This window comes from Brevundimonas abyssalis TAR-001, assembly GCF_000466985.1.
GTDB classification, from domain to species: Bacteria; Pseudomonadota; Alphaproteobacteria; order Caulobacterales; family Caulobacteraceae; genus Brevundimonas; species Brevundimonas abyssalis.
Map to the genome: position 1 here is coordinate 1 of NZ_BATC01000003.1, position 14,941 is coordinate 14,941.

The following is a 14,941-nucleotide window of genomic DNA, read 5'->3' on the forward strand; positions in this document are numbered from 1 at the left end:
GACCTGGGCGTGGACGCCCTGGTGCACATGATGCCGGTCAGCCCCGACCTGCTGCCGCCGGATCGCCGCGAGGCCTATGTGGCGAGCCGCAGGCAGGGCGCGTTCGCCTTCTTCGAATGGTACGAGGCCGTCGATCTGGACGCACCGGAAATCGAAACCATGATCCGGACGTTGGCGCGTGAACAGGTTCATGTTGACGCCACGCTGGTGGCTTTTGAAGCGGCCTTCCGGGGTGACGATGCGGCCTTCCTCGCCCGGGACGCAGACCTGTTCCATCCGGACATGCAGGCGAACTGGAGCGAGGTCTTCCGCTTTGATCTGGGCTGGACCGCCGAGGACTATGCGCGCGCCCGGGCGGTGTGGCCCAAGGTGCTGGAGCTGACCCGCCGCATGCACGAGGCGGGCGTGCCGCTGACCCTGGGCACGGACATGGCCAATCCCTTCATCGCGCCGGGACGGAGCATGGCGCGCGAGGCGGTCCTGCATCACGCGGCGGGAATTCCCGCCTGGGACATCCTGCGCATGGCCACCTCGAATGCGGCGCGCACGTTGGGCATCGCGGACCGCACCGGCGCCCTGGCCGTGGGTCAGGAAGCGGACATCGTGTTCCTCTCAGCCGACCCGGCGACGGACCTGAACGCCCTGATACAGGTGCGTGCGGTGCTCTCGGACGGTGCGCTCCATGATCCGGAGACGCTGCTGGCCGATCAGTAGCCGCCGAAGCTGCCCGCCGCGCCGGGGAACACCACGGGGCTTTCCGCCCCGTTGTCCGCCACCGCCGCCACGCCGAAGAAATAGTTGTCGATGACTACGTTCTCCAGCGTGAACTCGGTCACGTCCCCGACCCAGCGGCTGTGGGTCCACTGGGGCTCTGTGGTCAGCCGCCAGTAGATGCGGTAGCCGGCCAGCTCGGGGGCCTGGGCGTCGGTCGGACGGGTCCACCGCAGGGTGGTGTCCGGGCTGACCGCGCCCTCGATCTGGACGTCTGCGGGCGGTGGCGGGGCCCAGGCCATGCCGGCCAGGGCCACGGCGTTCAGGCCGGTCAGCTTGGCGGCGTAGTCGAAGTCCACATACGCCAGGGTGTCGCCGTAGTGGCGGCCGTCCTCATTCCTCAGGTCCTGGTGCTGACGGTCATAGTGCTCGTTGGTCTCCATGATCCGCACGCCGGGGTATCCCAGATCATTGAACGGACGGTGGTGACCGCCGCGCCCGAAGCGGTCCAGACGATAGACCATCATCACGTCCAGGTTGGGCACATACTGCTCGCCAATCCGCTCGATGTAGCGGGCCAGGTTGCGCGAGGGGCTGTCCACCTCGCCGCCGGTGAAGCGACGCTGGGTCGCTTCCTGGGCGGTTTCGGTCATGCGGGTGCCTTCGGCGAAGACCCGGGCGGTGGTGTTGTCCACCACCCCGTTGATGCCCGCCGAATTGCCGATCATGTCGTTGTTCAGCACCGCCTGTAGCCGCCAGCCCTCGCGCTGGGCGTGGGCCGCCAGGATCTGGCCGCCGAACAGGCCCTGCTCCTCGCCGGCCAGAGCGGCATAGACGATGGTGGCGGGGAAGCGGTGTCGGGTCAGAACCCGTGCGGCCTCCAGCGTGCCGGCCACGCCCGAGGCGTTGTCGTTGGCGCCGGGAGAGTCGTCCGTGGCGTTCAGTACGTCGGTGACGCGGCTGTCGATGTCGCCGCTCATCAGCACATAGCGGTTCGGGTCGGCGGTCCCGCGCTGGATGGCGATGACGCTGACCACCTCGGCAGGCTCGGGGATGCGGGCGCCGTGACCGTGTCTGAGACATACATCACCTCAAGACAGCCGCCGCAGGCCGCCGAGATGCGTTCGAACTCCGCATGGATCCAGCGCCGGGCCGCGCCGATGCCGCGTGTATCCGACTCCGTTTCCGACAGGGTGTGCCGGGTGCCGAAGCCGACCAGGGTGGCGATGTCGGCCTCAATGCGTTCCGGCGAGGGCGCCACGGCGATGTCATGGAGGGCGGGGATTTCCGCGGGCGGCGGCGTCTGGGCCATGGCGGCGGTCGGCAGGGCCGCGATCGCCAAGGCGGTGAACAGTGCGCGCATCAGCGTTTCTCCTTCGTTTTCAGGCGTCTTGCGTTGGCGCTAACGGTGCTGTGCACTGGTGCCAGGACATAGGTCTGCATCCGCGCCCAGTCGGCGTTCAGCGTCAGGGCTCTTTCGGTCGCGCGTGTCCAGCATCCAAGCGCCCACTGGGTCTGGATGACCGCCGCCTGCGCCGCGTCCGGCGCCGTCATGACCTGCTCCATGGCGCGAGAGGCGGCGTCGGTCTCGACCGCCCAGGCGTCGGCCACTCGCCCCGCCACGACCCCCGCGCCGGCCGTTGCGCGCTCGGAGACGGCCTGAAAGGCGGCGAGCTTCTCGTCGCTCATCAGGGCCAATTCGGTCAGGTCGGCGCCGGCGGGGTCGCACACGGCCTCGGCCATGATCTCCAGCCGCCGGTGGATCACGCTCCCCGCCTCGCGCATCATGCGGTCGTTCATGTCGGAGGGGCTCGGGGGGGTTCTGGATTTCATGCCCGCAAGCCTAGACCGACGCCGCCGCCATGCAAGCGGCGGCTCAGGGCGCCACCTCGCCGGAGAACGCCTTCACATCGGCCAGCAGAGCCGGGACCGCCGCATCGATGATGCGCTGGCCCTTCTCGGGCGACGCCTGGGCCGGGTCCGAGCCAATGCGGCCGTCCGGGAACCGCGCCCGATAATCCAGGGCGTCGCGGATCGGCCCCACGGGCGCGATCTGCGGCGAATAATCCGCCGTCTTGATGCGGTCGGGATAGGCGGCCTGGGTCACGGCGATCTCCGACGGGGTGGCGTGCATGCCGTGCCCCTTGGGGAAGATCTCGGTGCACAGCCGGTGCACCCCCGGCAGATCCCACCAGTTGACCAGCTTCAGGGCGAAGGGCGGGCGCTCCTCCACGAACGACCATTCGGCGTAGATCTCGGAGAAGGTCGCCTCGATGGTGGCGACGTTGCCGCCGTGGCCGTTCAGGAAATAGATGCGCTCAAAGCCGTGCCGCGTCAGCGACGAGACCCAGTCGGTGATGGCCGCCATGAAGGTGGAGGGCCGCAGGGATATGGTGCCCGCGAACGCCAGGTGGTGCTGGGCCATGCCGATGTTGAAGGTGGGCGCCACCACCAGGCCGTCGTCCTGGGTCTCCGCCGCATGGGCGATGATCTCGGGGCACAGCCAGTCGGTGCCCAACAGGCCCGTGGGCCCGTGCTGCTCATTGGAGCCGATCGGCACGACCACGGTCTTCGTCGCCTTCAGGCGCGCGTCGATCTCGGGCCAGGACGACAGGTGGATCAGCATGAGGAACTCCGAACTTTGGGACAGTGGTCCGCTTGGCAAGCGGACGCCCAGCGCATACGCCTGTTTCACCGGCGCCGCCAAGACGCGATCCTCCCCAAACGGAGCCCCACATGACCGACCAGACCCGCATTCCCGTTCCGGACCACATCGCGCAAGCCGCCCACATGGACGCCGAAGCCTATGCCCGTACGGTCGAGAGCGCGGCGCGCGATCCGCAAGGGTTCTGGCGCGGAGTGGGCGAGCGGCTGGACTGGTCCAGGCCCTTCACCGAGGTGAAGGACGTCAGCTTCGACCGGCAGGATTTCCGCATCCGCTGGTTCGCCGACGGCGAGCTGAACGCCAGCGTCAACTGTATCGACCGGCACCTGCCCGACCGCGCCGACCAGACCGCCATCCTGTTCGAGGGCGACGACCCCTCCGTCGACGGCAGGATGACCTATGCCGAGCTGCACGCCGAGGTGTGCCGCATGGCCAATGTGCTCAAGGACCTGGGCGCGAAAAAGGGCGACCGCATCACCCTGTACATGCCCATGATCCCGCTTGCGGCGGTGGCTATGCTGGCCTGCGCCCGCATCGGCGCGGTGCACTCGGTGGTGTTCGGCGGCTTCTCGCCGGACAGCCTGGGCGGCCGGATCGAGGACTGCGGCTCGACCATCGTCATCACCGCCGACGAGGGCAAGCGCGGCGGCAAGCGCATCCCGCTCAAGGCCAATGTGGACAAGGCGCTGGAGAAGGTCGCTGTCGACAAGGTGCTGATGATCCGCTGGACCGGCGCCGACGTGCCGCTGACCGAGGGCCGCGACGTGGTCTATGAGGACGTGCGCGAGGCCGCGTCCACCGAATGCGCGCCCGAGCCCATGAACGCGGAGGATCCGCTGTTCATCCTCTACACCTCCGGCTCCACCGGAAAACCCAAGGGCGTGCTGCACACCACCGGCGGCTATCTGGCCTGGGCCGCCTACACCCACGAGCTGGTGTTCGACTACAAACCCGGCGACATCTACTGGTGCACCGCCGACGTGGGCTGGGTCACGGGGCACAGCTACATCGTCTATGGACCCCTCGCCAACGGCGCGACGACCCTGGTGTTCGAGGGCGTGCCCACCTGGCCCGATGCCGGGCGCTGCTGGCAGGTGGTGGACAAGCACAAGGTCAACATCTTCTACACCGCCCCCACCGCCCTTCGCGCCCTGATGCGCGAGGGCGACGACTGGGTGACGAATTCCGACCGTTCGTCCCTGCGCCTGCTGGGGTCGGTGGGCGAGCCCATCAATCCCGAGGCCTGGCTGTGGTATCACCGGGTCGTCGGCGACGGCCGCTGCCCCGTCGTGGACACCTGGTGGCAGACCGAGACCGGCGGCATCCTGATCAGCCCGTTGCCCGGCGTCACAGAGCTCAAGCCCGGCTCGGCCACCAAGCCCCTGCCCGGCGTCATGCCCGCCATCGTCACAAATGAAGGCGACATCCTGCAGGGGGCGGCCGAGGGGCCGCTGTGCATCACCGAATCCTGGCCGGGCCAGATGCGCACCGTCTACGGCGACCACAACCGCTTCATCGAGACCTATTTCACCACCTTCCCCGGCAAATATTTCACCGGCGACGGGGCCCGGCGCGACGCGGACGGCTACTACTGGATCACCGGGCGCATCGACGATGTGCTCAACGTCTCCGGCCACCGTCTGGGCACCGCCGAGATCGAGAGCGCGCTTGTGTCCCACCCGGCGGTGTCGGAGGCTGCGGTGGTGGGCTATCCCCACGACATCAAGGGTCAGGGCGTCTGGGCCTATGTGACCCTCAAGGCGGATCAGGAGCCGTCCGAGGATCTGCGCAAGGCGCTGGTCACCCACGTCCGCGCCGAGATCGGCCCCATCGCCAGCCCCGACGTGATCCAGTGGGCCCCCGGCCTGCCCAAGACCCGCTCGGGCAAGATCATGCGGCGCATCCTGCGCAAGATCGCCGAGAACGAGACCAGCGCCCTGGGCGACACCTCCACCCTCGCCGATCCTTCGGTGGTGGACGATCTGGTCAGGAACCGGCCGGGGTGACCGTCAATTGGTAGGGAATGAATAGCGACAGATCGAGCGGCCCGGACTGGGTCCAGGTCACGCGGTGGGCGAGGCCCTCCACTTGCACCGCATAGCGATCTCCGAAGGCTTCGGCGGTGCGACGGGCGTCAGCCGCGATGGCGGCAAGGATCTCGGCGCGATACCGGTCGGGGCCGATAAGAGTGAGCTGCCAGTCGCCCGAGGTGATGATTTCGGTGCGTCCGGCCTTGGGGGTCTGCGCCACAAAGCGCTCTATGCGCGCCGTGGCGGCATCCAGAGTGTCCTCGGCGCGGACGGGTGTCTTGATCGTCAGGGTGACCACGCTGGTGTCGGCGCGCGTGCGGTCGACGCCGATGGTCAGTCCGCCCGCCATGGTTTCGTCGAAGGCTGAGAGGATGTCCGATCCGGTGCTGAGATCGATGTCGTCCCGATAAGCCGCCGCCCGCGCCATGTTTCTCAGGGTCTCCAGCAGCTCGGCTCGCCGTTGGGCGGGGTCGCGCGTGTCGCAGATCACCTGCACCTGAATGACCAGATTGTCCGCCCGCCGGGTCAGCCGCACCTGGGGCACCTCTTCAGGCCCCCAACCCGCGAGGCGCGAACCGGTGACGACGATCTCGTCCACCTCGCCGTAGTCCTGCCCCGTCGCCGGAAGCGGGGCCAGCAGGGCGAGTGCGGCGATCAAGGCAATGGCGGATTTCATGAACGTCTCTCCCCGTTTGGACCATTAAGACCCTTGTTCAAATCCTTGTCACGCGGGATGAAGGAGCATGGTTTCCGTCTCACGCTTCCCGCCCGACCCCGACCGGGTGGAGGAGATCTTCGCCCGTCTGGCGCGGGTGATGCCCGAGCCGAAGACCGAGCTGAACTTCACCAATCCCTTCACCCTCGTCTCTGCCGTGGCCCTGTCGGCCCAGGCCACGGACGTGGGGGTGAACAAGGCCACAACCGCGCTGTTCGCGGTGGCCGACACGCCGCAGAAGATGGCCGCCTTGGGGGTCGAGGGCCTGACCCCCTACATCGCCTCCATCGGCCTGTACCGGAACAAGGCGAAGAACCTGATCGCCATGTCGCAGATCCTGATCGAGCGGCACGGCGGCGAGGTGCCGCTGAACCGCGCCGACCTGCAGGCCCTGCCCGGCGTGGGGCGAAAGACCGCCTCGGTGGTGCTGAACGAGCTGGGGATCGAGCCGGCCATCGCGGTGGACACCCATGTGTTCCGCGTCTCCCACCGCCTGGGTCTGGCCAACGCCAATACGCCGGACAAGGTGGAGGCCCAGCTGCATCAGGTGGTCCCGGAGCACTGGCTGCCCAAGGCCCACCACTGGCTGATCCTGCACGGTCGCTACACCTGCGTGGCGCGCCGTCCCAAATGCGAGGCCTGCGTCATCTCGGACCTGTGCCCGGCGCGGCCCGACCTGATGGCGGCCCGCGCCTGATCGATCAGACGTCCACCGCCGCGTCCAGGGCGTTGCTCTGGATGAACTCGCGGCGCGGCTCCACCACATCGCCCATCAGCTTGGCGAACAGGTCGTCAGCGTCGTCGGCGTGGTCCACCTGCACCTTGAGAAGGGTGCGGGCGTTGTCGTCCAAGGTGGTTTCCCACAGCTGCTCGGGGTTCATCTCGCCCAGGCCCTTGTAGCGCTGGATCGACAGCCCCTTCTTGCCCGCGTCCAGCACGGTGGTCAGCAGGTCGAGCGGTCCCCGGATGGTGGTGGACTTGTCCTTGCGCCGGAACGTCGCCGGCTCGCGGAACAGACCGTCGAAGGCGGCGGCGCGCTCGCCGAGGCGTCGCGCGTCCAGCGAGCGGGTGAGGGATTCCTCAAGCACGATCTGCTCGGCCACGGCGCGGCGCGTGCGGCTGAACACCAGGCGCCCTGTTCCCCCTTCTCGCCGGACCAAGGACCATCGCCCTCCTCGGCGTAGAGGTCCAGATGGCGCGCCGCATAGGCGAGATCGCCGCCTTCCGCCGTGAACAGGCCCGACAGGGCCGCCTGCTCAATGGCGAAGGCGGGGGCGCGGGTCGCCAGCCGGTCCACCAGCCCCTTGAAGGCCTTGGCCTCGCGCACCAGGCCTTGCAGGTCCATGCCGGTGCGGCGCTCGCCGCCGGCGAAGTCCAGCTCGGCGCCGTCCGACCCTTCCTCGATCAGATAGGCGTCCATCTCGGACTCGTCCTTGAGGTAGCGGGACTGCTTGCCCTTGGACACCTTGTAGAGGGGCGGCTGGGCGATGAAGATGTGGCCCTTCTCGATCAGCTCCGGCATCTGCCGGTAGAAGAAGGTCAGCAGCAGGGTGCGGATGTGGGCGCCGTCCACGTCGGCGTCGGTCATGATGATGATCTTGTGGTAGCGCAGCTTCTCGATGTTGAAGTCGTCGCGCCCGATGCCGGTGCCCAAGGCCAGGATCAGGGTGCCGATCAGCTCGCTGGACAGCATCCGGTCAAACCGGGCCCGTTCCACGTTCAGGATCTTGCCGCGCAGGGGCAGGACGGCCTGGTTCTCGCGGTTGCGCGCCTGCTTGGCCGAGCCGCCGGCGGAATCACCCTCGACGATGAACAGTTCCGATTTGGCGGGGTCACGCTCCTGACAGTCGGCCAGCTTGCCGGGCAGGGAGCTGATCTCGAGCGCGGACTTGCGCCGGGTCAGGTCGCGGGCCTTGCGCGCCGCCTCGCGCGCGACGGCCGCCTCGACGATCTTGGAGACCACCATCCGGGCCTCGGTCGGGTGCTCCTCGAACCAGGTGGACAGGCCGTCCGAGCACAGGGCCTCCACTGCCGGGCGCACCTCGGACGAGACCAGCTTGTCCTTGGTCTGGCTGGAGAATTTCGGGTCCGGCACCTTGACCGACAGCACGCAGGTCAGACCCTCGCGCGCGTCCTCGCCGGTGACGGAGACCTTCTCCTTCTTCGCGATGCCGGAGCTCTCGATATAGGCGCCCATGACCCGCGTCAGGCTGGCGCGGAAGGCCGAAAGGTGGGTGCCTCCATCCCGCTGGGGGATGTTGTTGGTGAAGCACAGCATGGTCTCGTGGTAGCTGTCGTTCCACCACAGGGCCAGGTCGATCTCGATGTTCTCCTTCTTGCCCCGGATGACGATGACGTCCTTCAGGATCGGAGACTTGGACTTGTCCAGGTGGCGCACGAAGGCCTCGACCCCGCCCTCGTAGTGCAGGATCTCCTCGAACGGCTCCGCGCCGCGGTGATCGGCCAGCTTGATGACCACGCCCGAGTTCAGGAACGCCAGCTCACGCAGGCGGTGCTCCAGGGTCTTCAGGTCGAAGTCGATGTGGCTGAAGGTGGTCACCGACGGATAGAAGGTCAGTTCGGTGCCTGTCAGGACCTTGCCGTTCTCGCGCATGGGCGCGTCGCCCACCACTTCCAGCGCCTTGACCGTGTCGCCCCGTTCGAAGCGCATCTGATGCTTCTTGCCGTTGCGGTAGATGACCAGCTCGAGCCAGTCGGACAGGGCGTTGACCACCGACACGCCCACGCCGTGCAGGCGCCGGAGACCTTGTAGGAATTCTGGTCGAACTTTCCGCCCGCGTGCAGCTGGGTCATGATGACCTCGGCGGCGGACACGCCCTCACCCTCGTGGATGTCGGTGGGAATGCCGCGCCCGTTGTCGGTGACGGTCACCGAGCCGTCGGCGTTCAGGATCACCTGCACCAGGTCGGCGTGACCGGCCAGGGCCTCGTCGATGGCGTTGTCCACCACCTCATAGACCATGTGGTGCAGGCCCGAGCCGTCGTCGGTGTCGCCGATGTACATGCCCGGACGCTTGCGGACGGCGTCGAGCCCTTTCAGCACCTTGATGGATTCTGCGCCGTAGGCGGCTTCCTCGGCGGTGTCCGGGGTGCGGTTCTGGTCGGTCATTCAGTCATCCGATGGGGCGAGCGTTCCTGCGTCGACGCGCACGAACCGGCCTCGCCCGTGAAGGTCAGAGAAGAGCGTTTCGTCGGTGCCGGTCAGGAAAGCCTGAAGGTCCAGCGCCACGATCTCCTCGAACAGGGCGGCGCGTCGGCGGCTATCCAGGTGCGCCGGCGCTTCGTCCAGCAACAATACAGGGTTTGCGCCTGAATTGGCCAGTGATTCCGGGCCTTCCGGCATGGTTTTCAGCCGCGCGACCTGCGCCAGAATAAGGTTCAGAACCAAGGCCTTCTGCTCTCCGGAGGAGCCTTCGGCCGCCGGGCGGTTCTTTTCCCGGTGAATGGCGGTCAGATCCGACCGATGAGGACCGAAAAGCGAGCGTCCTGAGGCCGAATCGCGGGCCCTGGACGCCTTCATGCCGGCGACGATTCCGGCTGCGATTTCAGCGGTCTCCCCGCCCATGGCGGCGCTTTGCTCGGCCTCGCCGGTCAGGCCCAGATCGGCCTGGGGGAAGGGGCGGTCGCCGCGCGCGTCGATGCCCGCCTGCAGGTCGCCCAGGGCGCGGGCGCGGGCCATGGCGGCGGCGGCGCCCTGTTCGCCCAGGCGGGCCTCCAGTGCGTCCAGCCAGGCGGGATCGGCGGGCCGCTTGCCCTCGGCCGCCTCGGTCAGCAGGCGCAGCCGTTCGCGCAGGGCTTTCTCATAGGCCGAGACGCTGGCGGCGTGGCCGGGGTCGGCGGCGAACACCAGCCGGTCGAAGAATTTGAGCCGCTCGGCCCGGCTGTCCGAGAACAGCCGGTCATGCTCGGGCGTGGCCCACACGGGCCGCAGATAATCCAGCATCCGCCCCGGCTGGGCGGTCTCGCTGTCGATGCGCACGATGCGCCGCGACGCCCCCGGGGCCTGCACTCCCGTGCCCAGCCGAACCTCATCGCCATCCGCCCCCGCCAGCACCGCCGCAACGGCCCAGGCGCGGCCCCCGGCCTCGCCCGGCTCGCGCCGCCCCAGCTCGGCCACCGGCGCCCCGCGCAGCCCCCGCCCCGGCGTCAGCAGGCTCACCGCCTCCAGCAGATTGGTCTTGCCCGCCCCGTTGGGCCCATGGAGCACGATGGGGCCTGACCCCACGCGCAAGGTCGCGCTGGCGTATGAGCGGAAATCGGTGAGGGTGAGGGCGGTGATCACTGTGTGATCGGTGGCGCGTGGCGCGTGGCGAGTGGCGAGACGGGCCAGCGCAGGTTCAGGAGGTCTAAGCGCAACCACCCCAAAGCGGTCAGTCTAGCCTTCTCACCACTCGCCACTCGCCGCTCGCCACTCAGAATCACACCCTCAGCGGCATCAGCACGTACTGCACGCCCGGATCGCCCGGATCGAGCACCAGGGTCGGGCTGGCCGGGTCGGCGAACATGTAGGTGGCGGTCTCGCCCTCGATCTGGCCGGCCACGTCCAGCAGGTAGCGGGCGTTGAAGCCGATCTCGAACGGCTCGTCGCTGTAGCCGATCTCAACCTCCTCCACGCCTTGTCCCGCTTCCATGTTGCGCACGGTCAGGGTGACCCGGTCGTTGTCCAGGCCCAGCTTCACCGAGCGGCTCTTCTCGGCCGAGATGGTGGAGACCCGGTCCACGGCCTGGGCGAACACGGCGTTGTCGATGTCGGCGCGTTTGTCGTTGCCCTTGGGAATGACCCGCAGATAGTCGGGGAACGAACCGTCGATGACCTTGGAGGTCAGGCTGGCCTGGCCGAATTCGAAGCGGATCTTCTGGGCGCTGACCTGCACCTCCACCGGGCCGGAGCCGTCGTCCAGCAGGCGGCGCACCTGATCGATGGTCTTGCGTGGCACGATCACGCCGGGGCCGCCCGCCGCGCCTTCCGGCGCCGGGGTCTCGGCCAGGGCCAGACGATGGCCGTCGGTGGCGACGGCGCGCAGCAGCGCCTGTCCGCCCTCGGACACGGTGTGCAGATACAGGCCGTTCAGATAGTAGCGCGTCTCTTCGGTGGAGACGGCGAAGCGGGTCTTGTCGATCAGACGGACCAGATCTTCCTTGAGCAGGCTGAACCGGGCCCCGGCGCTATCGGCGGACATGACCGGGAAGTCCCCGGCCGGCAGCACCGGCAGGTTGAACTTGGACCGGCCGGCCTGGACCACCAGACGGGGGTCGTCGCCGGAGTACAGCAGCGACACCTCGGCGCCTTCCGGCAGCTTGCGCACGATTTCGTACAGGGTGTGGGCCGGGGCCGTGATCTGGCCCTCGGTGTGCACCATGGCCTCGGCCTCATCCACCATCTCCATGTCCAGGTCGGTGGCCGCGAAGCTCAACCGGTCCCGGCCCGCGGACAGCAGGACGTTGGACAGGATGGGGATGGTGTTGCGTCGTTCGACGACGCTCTGCACGTGGCCAAGGGCCTTCAGGAGCGCCGCGCGTTCGATCGTCAGCTGCATTTGGTCTCGCCCGGATGACGACGACTCAACCGCCGCCGCTGCAATTGTGGGCCTTGGACATTAGCGGCTTGCGCGCCCGCTTCAACAGGGGAAACGGGCGCTCCACAGACCGGCGTCGCCTTATCCCCGCAGCTTGCGGGTCAGGGTCTCCACATCGCGGGCGATCTGGTCGTCCGCGGGCATCATCTCCTCGATGCGGCGCACCCCGTGCAGGACCGTGGTGTGGTCCCGCCCGCCGAAGCGGCGGCCGATGTCGGGATAGCTGCGCGTGGTCAGCTGCTTGCACAGGTACATGGCGATCTGGCGGGGGCGGGCGATGATGCGCGTGCGCCGTTCGCTCAGCAGATCCGCCTGCTTCAGGTTGAAGTGCTCGGCCACCGTCTTCTGGATCTCGTCCACGGTGATGCGGCGCTCGGGCCCGCCGCGCAGGGCGGCGCCCAGCAGCACCGAGGCCTCGTCCGCCGTCAGTTCGGCCAGACGCTGCCCGGCGGAGGCTGCCAGGGTGTTCACCGCGCCCTCCAGTTCGCGCACCGATCCCGGGGTGCGGTCCACCAGTTGCTCCAGAACCTCGGGACGCGCCTCGCCGGACACCAGGCCCAGACGGCCCAGGGCCTCAAACCGCTTTCTGGCCACCGCCAGCTTGACCATGCGGTCGGCGGGTTCGACCGGACAGGTCAGGCCTGCGGCCAGGTGGGAGCGCAGACGCGGCTCGATGTCGGTCATGGCCGTGGGCGGCTTGTCGCCGGCCATGACCACGCGCTTCCCGTCCTCGATCAGGGCGGTCAGGGTGTTCAGCAGCTCTTCCTGGGTCGAGCTCTTGCCGCCCACAAACTGGACGTCGTCCAGCAGCAGCATGTCGGCCGAGCGCAGGCTTTCCTTGAAGGCCGCGGTCTGGCGGTCCTGGACGGCGCGCACGAAGGTGGACAGGAACCGCTCGGCGGTCAGGTAGATCACCTTGGCGTTGGGGCGCAGGCGCTGCGCCTCCCAGGCGATGGCGTTCAGCAGGTGGGTCTTGCCGTGGCCGTAGGGGCCGCACAGGAACACCGGGTTGAAATGCCCCTCGGCCCAGCTGGCGGTCTGTTTGGCGATGGCCAGGGCGAAGGCGTTGCCCGGGCCTTCCACGAAGGCGTCGAAAGTCAGGCGGTCCTGCAGGCCCGCGGCCCGCACGGCGCGCGGCCCGTCGGCCACCGGCGCGACCGTGGCGCGGGGATGCGCCGCCGGCGTCTGGGTCTGGGAGGCGGAGCCCGAGATGGCCGGGGCGGGCGAGCCGAACTCGGCCCGGCAGCGCACGTCCAGCCGGCGCGACAGACCGTCCAGGCCCAGCCACAGCTCGTTCATGCGGCGCAGGGCGTTCCTGCGAACCCAGTCCCGCGCATAGGCGGTGGGCGTCACCAGCACCAGCCGACCCGAGGCGTCAGCCCGAACCGCCGACGGCGCGATGTACGAACTGAACGGACCCTCGCCGATCTCGGCGCGCAGGCGCGTCGCCGCTTCGTCCCAGATCCGTTCCGGATCCGTCAGTCTCTGTTCCGCCGCGCTGCCCGCCATGGGTTGCCCACCTCTTTCAGTTCACCAGTCACAAAGCCCGCCTGATCTCCGGGACGACTTCTCCTGGCCGCCGGAACAGGGGTTCCGGCGGTGGGGTCGGCCTCGCAGACGGACTTCTCCCGCCGACGCGGAACAGGGTCCCGCGCCGTCTTCATCCGTGTTGGGATGGAAGTGCGTTAGGCCCCAAAACTTACGCCCAGCGAGGGCGCCGTCAACGCTGATTCGCGGACCCGGATGCGGATAAATTGTTTGACTCCGCTAAGCGCCTCGCCCGCTTGGAGAAACGGATGATCCGCAGCACCGGCGGGTGCGGACTTTTTTTATTTCAACTTAGCCGCACACGGCAAAACGACGAAGGAGACAAATCCCCTTCGCCGTTGAAATGCTTTGATATTTACTGTGACGGCCCTGTGACGGGCCGCAAGTCAGGCTGCGGCCAGCTTCTTCAGCTGAGCGTGCAGACGCGACACCTTCCGGGCGCCGGTGTTCTTGTGGAACACGCCTTTGGACACCGCCCGCATCAGTTCCGACTGGGCGTCGAGGAAGGCCGTCTTGGCAGCCTCGACGTCACCGCCGGCGATCGCGGCGTCAAACTTCTTCAGGAAAGTGCGAACGCGGCTGCGGCGAGCCGTGTTCACTTCAGTCCGGGCGGCGATCTTGCGGATCGCCTTCTTGGCGCCGGGGTTGTTGGCCATCAGTCAAACCTTCGAACGGAAAACGCCGCGGAGCACTTCTCCACGGCGTGGAAATCTCAAGAGGGCGGGCCTATAGCCGATGGCTGCGCAGGGGTCAACGCGACTCTGGACTCAACGCCCCCTGAAATCCGGCTTCCGCTTGTCGACGAAGGCGGCCATGCCTTCCTTCTGGTCCTCGAAGGCGAACAGGCTGTGGAACAGCCGCCGCTCGAAGCGCACGCCTTCGGTCAATGTGCTCTCCAGGGCCACATTGACCATCTCCTTGTTGGCCATGACCGCCAGGGGGCTGTGGGCCGCGATCTTCGCCGCCGCCTCGCGCGCCTCGTCCAGCAGGCGCTCGCCCGGCACGACGCGGCTGACCAGTCCGGCGCGCTCCGCCTCGGCGGCGTCCATCATGCGGGCGGTCAGGATCATGTCCATGGCCTTGGACTTGCCCACCAGCCGGGTCAGGCGCTGGGAGCCGCCGATGCCCGGCGCCACGCCCAGATTGATCTCCGGCTGGCCAAATTTCGCCGTTTCAGAGGCGATGATGAAGTCGCACAGCATGGCCAACTCGCAGCCGCCGCCCAGGGCATAGCCAGACACCGCTGCGATGATGGGCTTTCTGAACCGGGTGATGCGGTCGTGACCGGCGGCGAAGAAATTCTCTGTGAACATCTGGGCGTAGGACTGGTCCGCCATCTCCTTGATGTCGGCGCCGGCCGCGAAGGCCTTTTCCGAGCCGGTCAGGACGATGCAGCGCACAGTGTCATCGCGCTCGACGCTGTCCAGAAAGGCCGTCAGGTCGGCGAAGACCTGGCTGTTCAGGGCGTTCAGCGCCTTGGGCCGGTTCAGCGTCACGACCGCATAGCCGTCGGCGTGCCGTTCGATCAGCAGGGTTTCATAGGTCTCGGCCATGGCGGGTCTCCCTTGTATGCGGGCCCCGTCTAGCGCGTCCCCATGGCCGCTGGAAACACTTGCCCAACCGCTAAGCACTCCCAAGTTGGCGGCGCATGAAAAACAAGTTTGTAAAATAGACAA

At 67.9% G+C, this 14,941-nt stretch carries 13 protein-coding genes and 1 pseudogene; 3 read left to right on the plus strand and 11 right to left on the minus strand.

From position 1 onward, the window contains the following. Nucleotides 1–714, plus strand: a 714-nt coding sequence (locus MBEBAB_RS01195) for an amidohydrolase family protein (protein ID WP_045318636.1), incomplete at its 5' end; no start/stop codon positions are given. On the opposite strand, the gene MBEBAB_RS01200 is transcribed toward MBEBAB_RS01195, so the two are convergent. The 4 genes from MBEBAB_RS01200 to MBEBAB_RS01210 form a co-directional block, all read right to left on the minus strand. After that, entirely contained in the window at nt 708–1,748 is a 1,041-nt protein-coding gene (locus tag MBEBAB_RS01200; protein WP_242397014.1) for a M28 family metallopeptidase, read from the minus strand. The two genes, MBEBAB_RS01195 and MBEBAB_RS01200, sit on opposite strands and share 7 nt — an antisense overlap. After that, entirely contained in the window at nt 1,691–2,074 is a 384-nt protein-coding gene (locus MBEBAB_RS17025; RefSeq protein ID WP_242397015.1) for a zinc-binding metallopeptidase family protein, read from the minus strand. The genes MBEBAB_RS01200 and MBEBAB_RS17025 overlap by 58 nt, the downstream gene beginning before the upstream one ends. After that, nucleotides 2,074–2,511, minus strand: a complete 438-nt coding sequence (locus tag MBEBAB_RS01205) for a hypothetical protein (protein ID WP_021696091.1) — start codon at nt 2,509–2,511, stop codon at nt 2,074–2,076. The genes MBEBAB_RS17025 and MBEBAB_RS01205 overlap by 1 nt, the downstream gene beginning before the upstream one ends. A gap of 76 nt (nt 2,512–2,587) precedes the next feature. Next, nucleotides 2,588–3,337, minus strand: a complete 750-nt coding sequence (locus MBEBAB_RS01210) for a creatininase family protein (RefSeq protein WP_021696092.1) — start codon at nt 3,335–3,337, stop codon at nt 2,588–2,590. Nucleotides 3,338–3,447: 110 nt separating this feature from the next. Between MBEBAB_RS01210 and acs the strand changes: the two genes are divergently transcribed. After that, nucleotides 3,448–5,382, plus strand: a complete 1,935-nt coding sequence (gene acs / locus MBEBAB_RS01215; protein ID WP_021696093.1) for an acetate--CoA ligase — start codon at nt 3,448–3,450, stop codon at nt 5,380–5,382. On the opposite strand, the gene MBEBAB_RS01220 is transcribed toward acs, so the two are convergent. Continuing rightward, nucleotides 5,363–6,082, minus strand: coding sequence for a hypothetical protein (locus MBEBAB_RS01220; RefSeq protein ID WP_021696094.1), 720 nt, complete (start codon nt 6,080–6,082; stop codon nt 5,363–5,365). The two genes, acs and MBEBAB_RS01220, sit on opposite strands and share 20 nt — an antisense overlap. A gap of 67 nt (nt 6,083–6,149) precedes the next feature. On the opposite strand from MBEBAB_RS01220, the gene nth reads away from it, so the two are divergent. Further along, on the plus strand, nt 6,150–6,818 hold the full coding sequence (gene nth / locus MBEBAB_RS01225; protein WP_021696095.1) for an endonuclease III: 669 nt from the start codon (nt 6,150–6,152) through the stop codon (nt 6,816–6,818). A gap of 4 nt (nt 6,819–6,822) precedes the next feature. On the opposite strand, the pseudogene gyrB reads toward nth, so the two are convergent. From gyrB to MBEBAB_RS01255, 6 genes and pseudogenes are all read right to left on the minus strand, one after another. Next, nucleotides 6,823–9,250, minus strand: a pseudogene (gene gyrB / locus MBEBAB_RS01230) (DNA topoisomerase (ATP-hydrolyzing) subunit B). Next, complete coding sequence (gene recF, locus MBEBAB_RS01235) at nt 9,251–10,423, minus strand: DNA replication/repair protein RecF (protein WP_021696097.1); 1,173 nt, start codon at nt 10,421–10,423, stop codon at nt 9,251–9,253. It lies immediately after the preceding pseudogene. Between the two features lie 136 nt (nt 10,424–10,559). Then, nucleotides 10,560–11,678: a DNA polymerase III subunit beta gene (gene dnaN, locus MBEBAB_RS01240; RefSeq protein ID WP_021696098.1), complete on the minus strand. Its 1,119-nt coding sequence runs from the start codon at nt 11,676–11,678 to the stop codon at nt 10,560–10,562. A 120-nt stretch (nt 11,679–11,798) separates the two neighbouring features. Beyond that, nucleotides 11,799–13,226 (minus strand): chromosomal replication initiator protein DnaA, encoded by a 1,428-nt coding sequence (dnaA, locus tag MBEBAB_RS01245; RefSeq protein WP_021696099.1) that lies wholly within the window; start codon nt 13,224–13,226, stop codon nt 11,799–11,801. Between the two features lie 425 nt (nt 13,227–13,651). Further along, on the minus strand, nt 13,652–13,921 hold the full coding sequence (rpsT, locus tag MBEBAB_RS01250) for a 30S ribosomal protein S20 (RefSeq protein WP_021696100.1): 270 nt from the start codon (nt 13,919–13,921) through the stop codon (nt 13,652–13,654). Between the two features lie 111 nt (nt 13,922–14,032). Next, complete coding sequence (locus MBEBAB_RS01255) at nt 14,033–14,818, minus strand: enoyl-CoA hydratase (protein WP_021696101.1); 786 nt, start codon at nt 14,816–14,818, stop codon at nt 14,033–14,035. Nucleotides 14,819–14,941 lie beyond the last annotated feature (123 nt).

What these genes read in the sequence shown, in the direction of transcription:
- MBEBAB_RS17025 (WP_242397015.1), bottom strand. Translation starts at nt 2,074, where the DNA reads ATGCGCGCACTGTTCACCGCCTTGGCGATCGCGGCCCTGCCGACCGCC.
- MBEBAB_RS01205 (WP_021696091.1), bottom strand. Translation starts at nt 2,511, where the DNA reads ATGAACGACCGCATGATGCGCGAGGCGGGGAGCGTGATCCACCGGCGG.
- MBEBAB_RS01210 (WP_021696092.1), bottom strand. Translation starts at nt 3,337, where the DNA reads ATGCTGATCCACCTGTCGTCCTGGCCCGAGATCGACGCGCGCCTGAAG.
- acs (WP_021696093.1), top strand. Translation starts at nt 3,448, where the DNA reads ATGACCGACCAGACCCGCATTCCCGTTCCGGACCACATCGCGCAAGCC.
- MBEBAB_RS01220 (WP_021696094.1), bottom strand. Translation starts at nt 6,082, where the DNA reads ATGAAATCCGCCATTGCCTTGATCGCCGCACTCGCCCTGCTGGCCCCG.
- nth (WP_021696095.1), top strand. Translation starts at nt 6,150, where the DNA reads ATGGTTTCCGTCTCACGCTTCCCGCCCGACCCCGACCGGGTGGAGGAG.
- dnaN (WP_021696098.1), bottom strand. Translation starts at nt 11,678, where the DNA reads ATGCAGCTGACGATCGAACGCGCGGCGCTCCTGAAGGCCCTTGGCCAC.
- dnaA (WP_021696099.1), bottom strand. Translation starts at nt 13,226, where the DNA reads ATGGCGGGCAGCGCGGCGGAACAGAGACTGACGGATCCGGAACGGATC.
- rpsT (WP_021696100.1), bottom strand. Translation starts at nt 13,921, where the DNA reads ATGGCCAACAACCCCGGCGCCAAGAAGGCGATCCGCAAGATCGCCGCC.
- MBEBAB_RS01255 (WP_021696101.1), bottom strand. Translation starts at nt 14,818, where the DNA reads ATGGCCGAGACCTATGAAACCCTGCTGATCGAACGGCACGCCGACGGC.